The organism is Mycolicibacterium setense (assembly GCF_000805385.1).
Taxonomy (GTDB): Bacteria; Actinomycetota; Actinomycetes; order Mycobacteriales; family Mycobacteriaceae; genus Mycobacterium; species Mycobacterium setense.
Window position 1 is genome coordinate 148,817 of the sequence record NZ_JTJW01000003.1, and the last position, 13,376, is coordinate 162,192.

Below are 13,376 nucleotides of genomic sequence, written 5' to 3' on the forward strand. Positions count from 1 at the left end.
TTTCGGGATGTGTAACGGGCGGGGCATAAGGGTCGATACACGGGTAGCTCCGTGTTGCCGTCTGACCCCCCGACCCGACGGCAACACGGGGCGACCTAACTTCTGATTCGCGGCAAAAATTCGGCCGTATTTTCTCTGGTTTGAGGGGTACCCGAGGCGTACGATCGAGCCTACGACGGGTTCGGGAGTGACTGATCCAAAGAGTCGGTACAGGGGTGAAAGACCGGCTGCGTGAGACAAATTGGAACGCCCCCAAGTGTCCTCCCGAACCCGCCCTTATTCGTTGATTGGCCCCCCCTTCCGGTCCCATGTGGCCCGCCCTCCGCATAGCGTGTGGGCATGCAGATCAGCATCCTCGCCTCATTGAGTGAAACCGGCGGCCGGTCCCCGATCGACGCCACCGTAGAGAACCTCGCCCAGCTTCACGACGAGGGATTCCGGCGGGTCTGGATGACCCAGATGCCGTACGAGCCCGACCTGCTGACCGTGCTGGCCGTGGCGTTCCGTGAGGTCGACGGGATCGAGGTGGGCACCGGCGTCATCCCGATCCAGAACCAGCATCCGATGCTGCTGGCTCAGCGGGCGCTCACGCTCAGTTTGATCAGTGGCGGACGCTTCCTGCTCGGCCTCGGCATGACGCACGCGGCGGTCACCGAGGGTATGTGGGGCATCCCGTGGGACAAGCCGGTCCGCCGTCTGCGTGAATACCTCGACGGGCTGCAGCCCCTGCTGGCCGGCGAGGCCGCCGATGCGCCGGGGGAGACGGTCACCACGCGCGGGGCTCTGCAGATCCCGGGTGCGTCGGCACCCGACGTGTACATCGCCGCGCTCGGGCCGCAGCTGCTCAAACTCGCGGGCCGCCGGACCGCGGGCACTGTCACCTGGATGACGGGGCCGACCACGTTGGCCGAACATGTCGGCCCGACGCTGCGCGAGGCGGCGGGGGACCGTCCGGTTCGCGTTGTCGCAGCACTTCCGGTCAGCGTCACCGATGACGTCGACGGGGCCCGCGCGCAGGCCGCCAAGCAGTTCGCCATGTACGGACATCTGCCGTCCTATCGGGCGATGCTCGATCGGGAGGGCTATGCCGGCCCCGAGGACGCCGCCATCATCGGCGATGAAAGCACTGTGGCCGAACGTATTCGGTCCCTCCAGGGTGTCGGTGTCGACGAATATGTCGGAGTGGTGTTCGACGCCTCGCCGGACAACAGGGCTCGCACAAGGGCACTGCTGCGGTCGCTCGACAGCTGACGGTGTGGACAGCCACACCCCGTATTGGCTGGACAGCACCATCGCCCGGTGCCAACGTGTCGGGCAACGATGATGTCCGTGACCACCACTGCAATCACCCCAGCCTGCGCGCCCGAAGACCGGCGCCGGACACTGACGACCCCGTTCACCGCGGCAGCTTGTCGTGGCTATCTCTATTTCCTGCTGGTCAGCCTTCTTGCTCTGGTCGGCGTGGTCTACCTGTTCGTGACGGGCCTGACGTCGGGCTTGCTACTCATCACCTTGATCGGCATACCGCTGCTGGCGCTGGTGGTGCTGTCGGGGCGATGGTGGAACGCGCTGTACCGGTCGCTGGCCCGGCTGGTCGGCGTCACCATCGACCCGCCGGCACCGTTCGCCAAGCAGACGAGTTGGCCACACACGCTGGCCGCTGCGCTGACCGATGGCGTCGGCTGGCGCAGCCTCGGGTTCCTTCTGCTGCAGAGCGTCGTGATGACGCCGCTCGGTTACGGCGTCGTGATGGCTGTCGCGATATCGGCGATCCTCGTGGTCTCACCGGTGATCTGGCTGATCACGGGAGAATCGATCGTCAGCTTCGGCGAACCCGTGGACTCTCTCGGCGCTTACCTGGCGTTGGCCGTGGGCGGACTGGTCGGGCTGTATCTGCTGGCCTGGGTCATGCTCGGCATCGGGCGTGCCCACCTCTGGCTGGCCGGATCGCTGCTCGCGCCCACCGGTGGGGAACGCCGGGTCGGTGAGCTGGAGCGGGCCCGTGCCGACGTGGTCGACGATTCGGCCGCGACGCTCCGCCGCGTGGAGCGCGATCTGCACGACGGAACTCAGGCCCGGCTGATCGCCGTGGCCATGACGCTTGCGCGCGCCGAGGAACAATTGGCCGATCCCGACAAGGCTGAGCACGCCCGGCAGCTGATTTCCGACGCGTTGGCGAACACCAAGGACACGCTGACCGAGCTTCGTGACCTGGTGCGCGGAATCCGCCCTCCCGCATTGGATCTCGGTCTGGTTCCGGCCGTTCAGACATTGGTGGCACGCAACCCCGTTCCCGTAGAACTGGTCGATGACGTCACCGTGCGGCCCTCCCTGGGCGTGGAAACCCTGGCGTACTTCTGCGTGGCCGAGCTGCTGGCCAACGTGTCCCGGCATTCCGGCGCCACGCAGGCCACGGTGCGCCTGCACAGCGACATTGATGAGCTGCGGATCACCGTGGCAGACAATGGTTCCGGAGGGGTGCAGCCGGGCAACGGTTCCGGTCTCACCGGGCTGGCCGATCGGCTCCGGATGGTCGACGGTCGTCTCGACATCGACAGCCCGCCCGGCGGGCCCACCACCGTGACGGCGGTCGTTCCGTCGGGAGCGCAGCGGTGACCCGGTTGGCCATCGCCGAGGACAACGCGATCCTGCGTGACGGGTTGACTCAGCTGCTCCTCGAACGCGGACATGAGGTTGTGGCCAAGGTGGGCACCGCCGATCAGGTACGCGAGATCGCCGAGACGCTGCGCCCGGAGGTGTTCGTGATCGACATCCGGATGCCGCCGACGTTCACCGACGAGGGGTTGATCGCGGCGGTCTCATTGCGGCACGCGTGTCCAGACGTCGGTGTGCTCGTGTTCTCGCAGTGGGTCGAAACTCGCTATGCCGCTGAGTTGTTGGCAGGGAATCCCGAAGGTGTCGGCTACCTGCTCAAGGACCGGGTGGCCGATATCGGTGAGTTCGATGCCGCGGTGCGGCGCATTGCGGCCGGAGGTACCGCGCTCGATCCGGAGGTGGTGCGCCAGTTGATGGGGTCCCGCCGTAGTGGTGACGCGCTGGCCCGGCTGTCGCCTCGCGAACGCGAAGTGCTCGCGTTGATGGCCGAGGGGCATTCGAACAGTGCCCTGGCCGAACAGCTTTCTGTCTCCGAGCGTGCCGTGGAGAAACACATCGGCAGTATCTTCACCAAGCTCGACCTGCCGCCGTCGACCGCGCATCACCGCCGCGTGCTGGCGGTCGTCACCTACCTGAACTCCTGAGTGCGAGCAGTCCCCCGCAAGCGGGAGGTGCCCCCAGTGAAAACCCCCAAAATCCATTTATTTCAGGGTTTTTCACGTCTGCTCGCGAGGCTAGGGGGCGGCCGCTCCCGGCTCGGGTTCCGGTTCGAGCAGCTCGCGCACTGACGTGCGAGATCCATACGGGCGCAGCATGCGACTGGCCGGACGCGGCCGCACGATCTGCGGCCACCAGAACCACCGGCCGAGCAGCGCCGCGATGGACGGCGTCATGAACGACCGCACGATCAGGGTGTCGAAGAGCAGGCCGAGGCCGATGGTGGTGCCGATCTGGCCGAGGACGATGAGATCGCTGAAGATGAACGACGACATGGTGGCCGCGAACACCAGACCCGCCGCGGTCACCACCCGGCCGGTGCCGGCCATGGCGCGGATGACGCCGGTCTTGAGCCCTGCCCCGATCTCTTCCTGGAATCGGGATATCAGCAGCAGGTTGTAGTCCGCTCCGACCGCCAGCAGCAGGATGATGGCCAGTGCCAGCACGATCCAGTACAGCTGGATGCCGAAGATGTACTGCCACACCAGGACCGACAGACCGAACGACGCTCCCAGTGACAGCACGACTGTCCCGACGATGACCATTGCGGCAACCAGGCTGCGGGTGATGAACATCATGATGAGCAGGATCAGGCTGATCGCGGCCAATGCGGCGATGAGCAGGTCGTATTTGGCGCCATCCTGAATGTCCTTGTACGCGGAAGCGGTTCCCGCAACGTAGATCTTGGCGTCCGACAGGGGAGTGGCCTTGATCGCGTCGAATGCGGAGTCCTTGAGCGCGTCGATGTGTGAGATGCCCTCGGGTGTGGCTGGCGTGCCCTCATGCGTGATGATCATGCGGGCGGCCTTGCCGTCGGGCGAGAGGAACAGTTTCAGGCCGCGCTTGAAGTCGGGATTGTCGAAGGCTTCCGGAGGCAGATAGAACGAGTCGTCGTTCTTGGCTGAGTCGAAGGCCTGCCCCATGGCGGTCGCATTTTTCAGGGCCTCCTCGGACTGCGAATTGGTCCCGGCGGTGGTCGCGTAGTTCGACAGGGTCAGGTCGCGGTTGCGCTCCTGAATGGCGATCTGCGGCGGCAACAGCGCGACGAGTTGCGGCTGGAGCGCGTCGAGCTTGTCCAGGCTCGCCGTGATCTGCCCGAACTGGTCGCTGAGCTTGTCAATGCCGTCGAGCGCGTCGAACACCGACCGCAGCGCGGCGCACATGGGAATGTCGAAACAGTGTGGCTCCCAGTAGAAGTAGTTGCGCAGGGGCCGGAACTGATCATCGAAGTTGGCGATCTTGTCGCGAAGGTCGTTGACGATGGCAACGGTGTCGTGGAAGGCCTGGGTCTGCTCATGCGTGGCAGCGGCACTGGCCTGCTGCAGCGCGACTTGCTTTTTGAGGATATTGATCGTGTTGGACAGCTCGTTGGCCTGTTTGAGCAGATCGGCGGCCCGGTCCTGTTGATAGCCCAAATTCATGATCTGGCTGGCGCTTTGCGCGCTGATCTGAAAGGGGATGGAGCTGTGCTTGATCGGTGTGCCCAGGGGCCGGGTGATCGACTGGACCAGGGCGATGCCGCGGGTGTGCAGCACGGCCTTGGCGACGCGTTCGAGAACCAGCATGTCCGCGGGGTTGCGCATGTCGTGATCGGTTTCGATCATCAGGAGCTCGGGGTTCAGCCGCGCCTCCGAGAAGTGGCGGGTGGCGGCGGTATATCCGACGTTGGCCGGTGCCGATTCCGGGAGGTAGGGACGCCCGTCGTAGCTGGTCTTGTACCCCGGCAGGGCGAGCAGGCCGACGAGCGCGATCAGGCACGACACCACCAGGATGGGGCCGGGCCAGCGCACGATCGCGGTACCGATGCGGCGCCAACGTGGTGCCCGTGGGTTGCGTTTCGGCTCGAAGAGTCCGAACCGGCTGGCGATGGTCAGCACGGCGGGCCCCAGCGTCAGCGCGGCCGCCAGGGTCACGAGCACGCCGATCGCGGCGGGTACACCCAGGGTCTGGAAGTAGGGCAGCCGGGTGAAGTGCAGGCACGCCACGGCCCCGGCGATGGTCAGCCCGGAGCCGACGATGACGTGCACGGTGCCGCGAAACATGTCGTAATACGCGGCTTCTCGGTCCATGCCACGGCTACGTGCCTCGTGATAGCGGCCGACGATGAAGATGCCGTAGTCCGTGCCCGCGGCGATCGCCAGGAGTGTCAGCAGATTCGTCGAATATGTGGACAGGCCGATGACCCCGCTGTGCGCGAGTGCGGCGACGACACCCCGCGCGGCCGCCAGTTCGATGAGGACCGTGACGAGCATGAGGAGCATCGTGACGAAGGATCGGTAGACGACCAGCAGCATCACCGCGATGACCAAAAACGTGAGGAGCGTGACCTTTTCGGTGCCCTCGCTGCCGACCTCGAAGTTGTCGGTGATCAGCGGTGCGGCGCCGGTGACGTAGGCCTTGACCCCGGGCGGCGGTGGGGTGGTCGCCACGATTTCGCGGATGGCGTCGACGGACTGGTTGGACAACGCCTCGCCCTGGTTGCCTGCCAGGTACACCTGCACCAGAGCGGCTTTGCCGTCCTTGCTCTGAGAGCCTCCGGCGGTGAGCGGATCGCCCCAGAAATCCTGAATGTGCTCGACATGCGTGGTGTCCTCGGCCAGCCGTTTCACCAGGGTGTCGTAGAAGCGGTGGGCATCGTCGCCCAGCGGCTGGTCGCCTTCGAGCACGATCATGGCCGCACTGTCGGAGTCGAACTCGTCGAAGACCTGGCCGATGTGTCGCATCGCCATCGTCGACGGGGCGTCGGGCGCGTTCAGCCCCACCGAGCGCGCCGCGCCGACGACTTCCAGTTGTGGCACAAGGATGTTCGTCAGCGCTGCGACGGCGACCCACACCAGGACAATGGGTACGGCGAGCAGACGAATGGTCCGTGCTGTCCTGGAACGCTCGGTGGCCCCCTCGACGTGCTGGCCGCTCATGCCGATTTGTCCAAGCAGGCGATGTAACCGTTCACGTTGCTCGTGGACCTTTCGTCCTTGACCACCCCGTTGACGGTGATGCGGCACCCGATGGTCTCACCGTCCCCTTGCGCCCGGAGATCGGCGAACATCGTCGGGTCGTCCGTCACCAAGGTCTGCGACCACGGCAGGGTCACGTCCTCGGCCCGCTGGGGTTGTGCGTCGATGTCCAGGTAGTTGATGGTGGCAACCGAACCCGGTGATCCGAACACCTCGAAGAGAACCCGTTTGGGGTTGTATCCGGTGTTCTCGAGAGTGTCGGCGCTGGGGCGCGACACCTCGTTATCGGAACCGAATATGCCGTGCAGGCGACTGACGGTGAACGCGACGACTGCCACCACGAGCACGGCCACGATCACCGTCCAGCGGCGCCTGACCAGGCTCCCTACCGAGATCCCCGCCATCTCAGTGCCTTTCGACAACGGCCGCCCTGCGCACCGTGACGCGAGAGTCTGTGGCCGTCCAAGCTTCTGAACGGTACCGTACGGTACTATCCTGGATGGGGCAAGACTTACGGACAGGCTCGGCCCACCGCCACAGAAAGGTGCCCCCGCGTGGCTTCTGCTTCGACACATCACCTCCCACCGCCGGCCGCGGCGGTGCAGTGGACTGAGCGGGAGTCGGAGTTGTTGGCGGTGACCCTGCGGCTGTTACAGCAGCACGGATACGACCGGTTGACCGTGGAAGCCGTAGCGACCGAAGCGAAGTCCAGCAAGGCCACGATCTACCGCCGCTGGCCGTCGAAGACCGAACTCGTCCTGGCCGCCTTCATCGAGGGCACTCGCGTTCAGCTGGTCCCACCGCGCACCGGCTCGTTGCGCGCGGACCTCCTCAGCATCGGCGCCTCGGTGTGTACACAGGCACGCGAGCACGGCAGCACCATGAGCGCGATCATGAGCGAGGTCGCGCACAGCCCGGAGTTGAGTGCGGCCCTGCAGAACCAGTTCGTTCTCGCGCGCAAGAAGCTGATGTCCGAGGTCCTGGCCGAAGCGGTCGACCGGGGTGAGATCGACGCCGCGGCGATCCATGAAGAACTGTGGGACGTGATGCCGGGCTATCTCGTGTTCCGCTCGTTGATTCCCGGCCGTCCGCCCACCGAAGAGACGGTTCGCGCACTGGTGGACGACGTGTTGATGCCCAGCCTGACCCGGCTCTGAGCCCGGTCAGCGGCGGCGCCACCACACCAGCAGGCCCACCGCCGCGAGTACCGCGAGCACGGCGGCGGCAGGCACCGCAGGCTTGGACCGTGCCGCCTCGGTGGCGGCGTGTGCCCGATCCACGACGGCCTCCTTGGTTTCGGCTGCCTTGTCCTGAGCACGGCCTTTGACGTCGAGCTTGTCGGACAGTGCGGCCACCGTCTCACCCAGCTCGCCGCGCGTCTTGTCGATATCGGCCTGCAGTTCGTCGATGCCGGCGTCTGGCCCCGGTTCGGGGGGAAGGCGGTCAGCGGTTGCCATGTCGGGCCTCCTTGATCTCGTCGAGGTCGTGTTTGACGCTGCCGACTGATGCTGTTGCCGGCGGTGGAACCTGCCGGGCTTGGCTGCGGCTGATCAGAGCGGCCACCCCGGCGCCGAGGAACAACACAGCGGCCACGATGACCGCGGCGGCCCAGACCGGGAGGGCCAGGGAGATTGCGGCGACCGCGGCGGCGACGACGGTCATGAGGCCCAGCACCGCCAGCAGGCCGGCGACACTGATCAGCCCGGCGCCGATGCCGGCATGGCGCGCGGATTCCTGAAACTCGCGCTGCGCCAACCGCAACTCGTCGCGCACCAGTCGTGTCGTCTGCTCCTGCAGTTGTCCGAGAAGCTGAGCAGTGGACGCTTCATTGATGGATCTTGATTCGGTCGTCATCGGTGTGCCTTTCACCAGGCGTACTTCTTCTCTCACAGCAGTGCCCGACGCGCGGCCGGGCAAAACCTTGAGCCGGCAGCTGCGCCGTTAAAACTGTCCGGTTCGGGGTATCCGCACTGTCGAAACGAGCTCCGCTTCGTTCTGGAGCGGTGCCGACGTGAGGAGGATCCGTGAGCCGGCTGTCCAAGATGCTGTACATGCCGTTGTCGATGGCGACGAGTGTGGGTGGAGGTCTGCTCGCCGGCGCGCTGTTCACCCAGATCTGGAAACGCATCGACGAGCCGAATCTGGAACCGCCCGACCCCAAAGATCTCGAGCGGTCGGCCGCCAAGGCCCTGACGGCAGCGGCCATCCAGGGGTTGGTGTTCGGGTTGGTCCGCGCCGCCGTCGACCGGGCGGGGGCCAAGGGCTACCGGGCGCTCGCCCACGAATCGCCGGTGTGATTAGGACGAGTAAACGCTCGTGACAGTTCAGAACGCCATGTCTGTCAACGCAATCCGCGTATCGCCCAGATGGTCAGGTAGGCCAGGCCGAAGAATGCCGCAACCGCTATCGCCACGCCCGTCGACTGTACGTAGGACAGCGGTGATCGCACCCAGTCGAGGGTCGCCGCGACCACCGCATCCGGTCGGGTCACCAGGTCCCACGAGTTCCACCGCTGGAAACGGCCGATGACGACTCCGACCGCGCACAGGGCAACGGACAGCACGACGACCAACCAGCCCCAGAAGGCGCCGAACTCGTCGGTCAGGCGTTGATGCACGAGCAGCAACGACACCACGCCCAACAAGATCCCGGTCCACGCCGCGAACCCGTATTGCAGCACGTGACGCCACAGTTCGTAGCCCTCGCCGAGATGGACCAGGTCGGTCACCAGATAGGGCGCGTTCGGCAGGAAGGCCAACCAGCCCGCGCCCAGCGGCAGCAGCCAGAAGCGGCGCTCGACCAGATCGAAGGCCACGGCGAAGATCATCGGAATCCAGGCCAGCACGAGGTTCCAGATCAGGAACTTGGTGGGGTACGACATCGGTGCCGCCGGATCGGTGATGCCTAGAGCGAGGGTCAGCGCGGTCGTCGCCATCAGTGAGACGACCAGCAGGATGCCACGGGCTTCGGTCATGGGATCAGTTTGCCTGTTCGGCCAGGCCGCCGAGGACACGCATTACCGATGGAGCGTCGCCGAAGTCCCCGATACAGGTAGCGCGCTACTCACGACGCAGCACGGGACCCGGCGGTTGACTTCCCCTCACGCACAGCGGATATGCGAAGGGGAAATGACCATGCGACATGGAAGAGACGGCTTTTTCATCGTGGGAGAGGGCCTCCTGACGGCGGATCCGGCACCGCGTCTGTCGGACGCCGACGAACTGCGGCAGTTCCGCTTCTCCCGTATCGGGCCGGAGGGAACGAAGGCGACCACAGAGCTCGTCACGGCGATGGCCGAAGCCATCACCGCCACCGATCCCGGCGACGATGGTGGGATACCGGCCGGATACACCTATCTGGGTCAGTTCGTCGACCACGACCTGACGAGGGACAAGACCCAGGGCGCGCTCGGATCGGACGTGACCGTGGACGAGATGATCCAGGGCCGTTCGCCTGCGCTCGATCTCGATTCTCTCTACGACCGTGGTCCGGCCGAGGCTCCGCAGTTCTACACCGATGGAATGCACCTGAAAATGGGGCGCACCGCGGCGGGCTCCGGCCTGTCGGCATTCGACGGCCACGATCTGCCACGCGATCCACAGCAACCCAGCGCGCTGATTCCGGACCCACGCAACGACGAGAACCTGGTGGTGGCGCAGACCCACCTGGCGTTCATCAGATTCCACAACCGCGTGGTCGACACGATCTCCCCGGGGCCTGCTCCGGCGATGTTCGAGACGGCGCGGGAGCTCGTCGTCAAGCATTACCAGTGGATGCTGCGCCACGACTATCTCCCCAGGATCGTCGACCCGGGGATCGTCGAGGACGTATTCGCCAACGGTCGCACGCTCTTCGAGACCTCACCGGTCCCCGGTGACGCACCCACGATGCCGATCGAATTCTCGGTCGCGGCATTCCGGCTCGGGCACAGCATGGTCCGCAACACCTACAACTGGAATCGGATCTTCGACAACGGCGGTGGCACCTTGGAACTCCTGTTCGGATTCTCGGGAACCAGTGGTGGCCTCTCGGGCGACAATCCCTTGCCCTCCACCTGGATCGCCGACTTCCGCCGGTTGTACGACTTCGCCGAGGCCGGGCGAGCCGACCTCGTCGTGCCGGATACCAAGTTCAATCGCGCGCGGAAGATCGACACCCGACTCACCGATCCGCTGGCCACCCTGCCGCCGGGTTCGTTCGGATCCGGCAGCCCCGTACGCGCGCCGCAGGCCAATCTCGCATTCCGAAACCTGATCCGGGGCAACATGGTCAGGCTCGCCAGCGGACAGCAGATGGTGGAGCTGGCAGACGGTGTCACAGCGCTGTCCGAAGCCGAGATCCTCAAGGGCGCGGGCAATGGAGCGGGGGTCGACTTCACCGGGCTGGTTCCGGCGCTGCGCAGTGAACTGGCCGCCAACACCCCGCTGTGGCTGTACATCCTGCGGGAGGCCGAGCTCAACGGTGGGCGGCTCACCGGTGTCGGGGGCCGCATCGTGGCCGAGGTCTTCCACCGCGCCATGGAGGGCAGCACGTATTCGATTGTGCGAGAACCTCAGTGGCGCCCGACGCTGGGCCCGGACTCCTTCACGTTCCGGATGGTGGACCTGTTGCTGTTCGCCTTCGAGGGCCGGGCCGACCTACTCAATCCACTCGGGGACGAACCCTCGCCGCAGCTGGAGATCATCGCACTGCGGCGCGGCGACGACGGTCCATTCGTCGCGATCCTGCAGCACCTGTTGCGCGCGCGGGCGTTCGGACTGAAGGTCGACGGCATCTTCGGCGAGGTCACCGAACGGGCCGTGCGCCGGTTCCAGGGAAACCAGGGCATCGGCGTCGACGGCATCGTGGGGCCGGTCACCTGGAGCCGGCTGTTCATCACGGTCCGGCTCGGCAGCACCGGCGAGGCTGTCAAGGGGGTACAGGTGCGGATGAATCTGCGTCAGGCCGATCCGATCGACGTGGACGGCAGCTTCGGCCCGCGCACCAGGCAGGCGGTGCGCGAATTCCAAAGCAGTCAGAACATCGACGTCGACGGCGTTGCCGGCCCGATCACGTGGCGCAGGTGCGTGTCCGAACCGGCGTAGATCGCCCGTCGCCGGCCGTCCAACACATGAGGCCCCTGGGATGTACCCAGGGGCCTCATGTCGTGTTGATCGTCGAGTTGCTCTAGAACGCAGCCTCGTCGAGTTCCATCACCTCGTTGTCGATGGTCTCGATGACCTGACGGGTGCTGGTCAGCAGCGGCAGCATGTTCTTGGCGAAGAACGAGGCCGCGGCGATCTTGCCCTCGAGGTAGGTGCGCTCTTCACCGGTGGCGCCGGCGTCGAGCTTCTCGATGGCCACGCCGGCCTGGCGGGCCAGCAGCCAGCCGAGCAGCAGGTCGCCGACCGACAGCAGGAAGCGGACCGAGCCGAGGCCCACCTTGTAGATGCTGGCGGCATCTTCCTGCGCGGCCATCAGGTAGCCGGTCAGGGTGGCGGCCATGCCCTGGACGTCCTCCAGCGCGGTGGCCAGCAGGGCGCGCTCGGTCTTCAGCCGGCCGTTGCCCGTCTCGTTCTTGATGAACTGCTCGATCTCGCCGGCCACGAAAGCCAGCGCCTGTCCCTTGTCGCGGACGATCTTGCGGAAGAAGAAGTCCTGCGCCTGGATGGCGGTGGTGCCCTCGTACAGCGAGTCGATCTTGGCGTCGCGGATGTACTGCTCGATCGGGTAGTCCTGCAGGAAGCCGGAACCGCCCAGGGTCTGCAGGCTCTCGGTCAGCTTGGCGTAGGCCTGCTCCGAGCCGAAGCCCTTGACCACCGGCAGCAGCAGGTCGTTGACCTTGTGCGCGAGCTCGGGCTCGACACCGTGCAGCGCCTTGGCGACGTCCTTGTCCTGGAAGGTCGCGGTGTACAGGTACAGCGCGCGCATGCCCTCGGCGTAGGACTTCTGGGTCATGAGGCTGCGACGGACGTCAGGGTGATGGGTGATGGTGACGCGCGGGGCGGTCTTGTCCATCATCTGGGTCAGGTCGGCACCCTGCACGCGCTCCTTGGCGTACTCGAGAGCGTTCAGGTAACCGGTCGACAGGGTCGCGATGGCCTTGGTGCCCACCATCATTCGAGCCTGCTCGATGACGTCGAACATCTGCGCGATGCCGTTGTGCACCTCGCCGACCAGCCAGCCCACCGCAGGCTTGTCGTGCTGGCCGAAGGTCAGCTCACACGTGGCCGAGACCTTCAGGCCCATCTTGTGCTCGACGTTGGTGACGTACACGCCGTTGCGCTCGCCCAGCTCGCCGGTCTCGAAATCGAAGTGGAACTTCGGTACGAAGAACAGCGACAGACCCTTGGTGCCCGGGCCTGCGCCCTCGGGGCGGGCCAGCACCAGGTGGAAGATGTTCTCGAACAGGTCATCTGAATCGGCGGAGGTGATGAATCGCTTCACGCCGTCGATGTGCCAGGAGCCGTCGTCCTGCTTGACGGCCTTGGTGCGGCCGGCGCCGACGTCAGAGCCCGCGTCGGGCTCGGTGAGCACCATGGTGGCGCCCCAGCCGCGCTCGGAGGCCAGGACGGCCCACTTCTTCTGCTCTTCAGTGGCATTGTCGTAGAAGATCTGCGCGAAGGCGGCCCCACCGGCGTACATCCACACGGCGGGGTTGGCGCCGAGGATGTGCTCGTTGAGCGCCCACAGCAGCGCCTTGGGGGCAGGCACGCCACCAAGCTCTTCGTACAGGCCGACCTTGTCCCAGCCGCCGTCGATCGCCGCGCGCACCGACTTCTTGAAGGGCTCGGGCAGCGTGACGGTGTGGGTCTTGGGGTCGAACACCGGCGGGTTGCGGTCACCGTCGGCGAACGAATCGGCGATCGGGCCCTCTGCGAGGCGAGCCATTTCGCTGAGCATCTCGCGGGCCGTATCGGCGTCCAGGTCGGCGTAGTCGCCTGCGCCGAGGGCCTTGTCCAGACCGAAGACGTCGAACAGGTTGAAGACCTGGTCACGGACATTGCTCTTGTAGTGGCTCACTTTTCCTCCTTGTGAGAATGCCACCTGAGGTTGGGTACTTCGGATAAGTTACCCACCAGTAACTGCGGCCAACTATACCGTTCG

Annotated in this window: 12 protein-coding genes; 6 read left to right on the top strand and 6 right to left on the bottom strand. The window is 65.7% G+C overall.

What is annotated here, in order from left to right; translation table 11 throughout:
- The first annotated feature begins 339 nt into the window (after positions 1–339).
- The 3 genes from QQ25_RS02265 (at position 340) to QQ25_RS02275 (ending at position 3,260) form a co-directional block, all read left to right on the top strand.
- The gene (locus QQ25_RS02265) at positions 340–1,251 is read left to right on the top strand and encodes a TIGR03564 family F420-dependent LLM class oxidoreductase (RefSeq protein ID WP_039312907.1); all 912 of its coding nucleotides are present in this window, start codon (positions 340–342) and stop codon (positions 1,249–1,251) included.
- Between the two features lie 72 nt (positions 1,252–1,323).
- Positions 1,324–2,616 carry a sensor histidine kinase gene (locus tag QQ25_RS02270; protein WP_234711851.1) on the top strand — a complete coding sequence of 431 codons (1,293 nt, stop codon included), beginning with the start codon at positions 1,324–1,326 and terminating at the stop codon, positions 2,614–2,616.
- Positions 2,613–3,260: a response regulator transcription factor gene (locus QQ25_RS02275; RefSeq protein WP_039376934.1), complete on the top strand. Its 648-nt coding sequence runs from the start codon at positions 2,613–2,615 to the stop codon at positions 3,258–3,260. Before QQ25_RS02270 ends, QQ25_RS02275 begins: the two co-directional genes overlap by 4 nt.
- Positions 3,261–3,350: 90 nt before the next feature.
- Here QQ25_RS02275 and QQ25_RS02280 read toward each other — a convergent pair whose 3' ends face one another.
- Positions 3,351–6,251, bottom strand: coding sequence for an MMPL/RND family transporter (locus tag QQ25_RS02280; RefSeq protein ID WP_039376936.1), 2,901 nt, complete (start codon positions 6,249–6,251; stop codon positions 3,351–3,353).
- The gene (locus QQ25_RS02285; RefSeq protein WP_039312920.1) at positions 6,248–6,694 is read right to left on the bottom strand and encodes an MmpS family transport accessory protein; all 447 of its coding nucleotides are present in this window, start codon (positions 6,692–6,694) and stop codon (positions 6,248–6,250) included. Before QQ25_RS02285 ends, QQ25_RS02280 begins: the two co-directional genes overlap by 4 nt.
- Positions 6,695–6,844: 150 nt before the next feature.
- Here QQ25_RS02285 and QQ25_RS02290 point away from each other — a divergent pair, with 150 nt between their 5' ends.
- A complete protein-coding gene (locus QQ25_RS02290) occupies positions 6,845–7,447 on the top strand; it encodes a TetR/AcrR family transcriptional regulator (protein ID WP_039312923.1) in 603 nt (200 codons plus the stop codon).
- Between the two features lie 6 nt (positions 7,448–7,453).
- Here the strand turns inward: QQ25_RS02290 and QQ25_RS02295 are convergent, their stop codons facing one another.
- Positions 7,454–7,747, bottom strand: a complete 294-nt coding sequence (locus QQ25_RS02295) for a DUF3618 domain-containing protein (protein ID WP_039376938.1) — start codon at positions 7,745–7,747, stop codon at positions 7,454–7,456.
- Positions 7,734–8,144, bottom strand: coding sequence for a phage holin family protein (locus tag QQ25_RS02300; RefSeq protein WP_039313786.1), 411 nt, complete (start codon positions 8,142–8,144; stop codon positions 7,734–7,736). The genes QQ25_RS02295 and QQ25_RS02300 overlap by 14 nt, the downstream gene beginning before the upstream one ends.
- Before the next feature lie 170 nt (positions 8,145–8,314).
- On the opposite strand from QQ25_RS02300, the gene QQ25_RS02305 reads away from it, so the two are divergent.
- On the top strand, positions 8,315–8,587 hold the full coding sequence (locus QQ25_RS02305; protein WP_234706002.1) for a DUF4235 domain-containing protein: 273 nt from the start codon (positions 8,315–8,317) through the stop codon (positions 8,585–8,587).
- A 44-nt stretch (positions 8,588–8,631) separates the two neighbouring features.
- Here the strand turns inward: QQ25_RS02305 and QQ25_RS02310 are convergent, their stop codons facing one another.
- Positions 8,632–9,264, bottom strand: a complete 633-nt coding sequence (locus QQ25_RS02310) for a DUF1361 domain-containing protein (RefSeq protein ID WP_039312929.1) — start codon at positions 9,262–9,264, stop codon at positions 8,632–8,634.
- A gap of 160 nt (positions 9,265–9,424) precedes the next feature.
- On the opposite strand from QQ25_RS02310, the gene QQ25_RS02315 reads away from it, so the two are divergent.
- The gene (locus QQ25_RS02315) at positions 9,425–11,374 is read left to right on the top strand and encodes a peptidoglycan-binding protein (protein WP_201774193.1); all 1,950 of its coding nucleotides are present in this window, start codon (positions 9,425–9,427) and stop codon (positions 11,372–11,374) included.
- Between the two features lie 82 nt (positions 11,375–11,456).
- Here the strand turns inward: QQ25_RS02315 and QQ25_RS02320 are convergent, their stop codons facing one another.
- Positions 11,457–13,292: an acyl-CoA dehydrogenase gene (locus QQ25_RS02320; protein WP_039376940.1), complete on the bottom strand. Its 1,836-nt coding sequence runs from the start codon at positions 13,290–13,292 to the stop codon at positions 11,457–11,459.
- Positions 13,293–13,376: the final 84 nt, after the last annotated feature.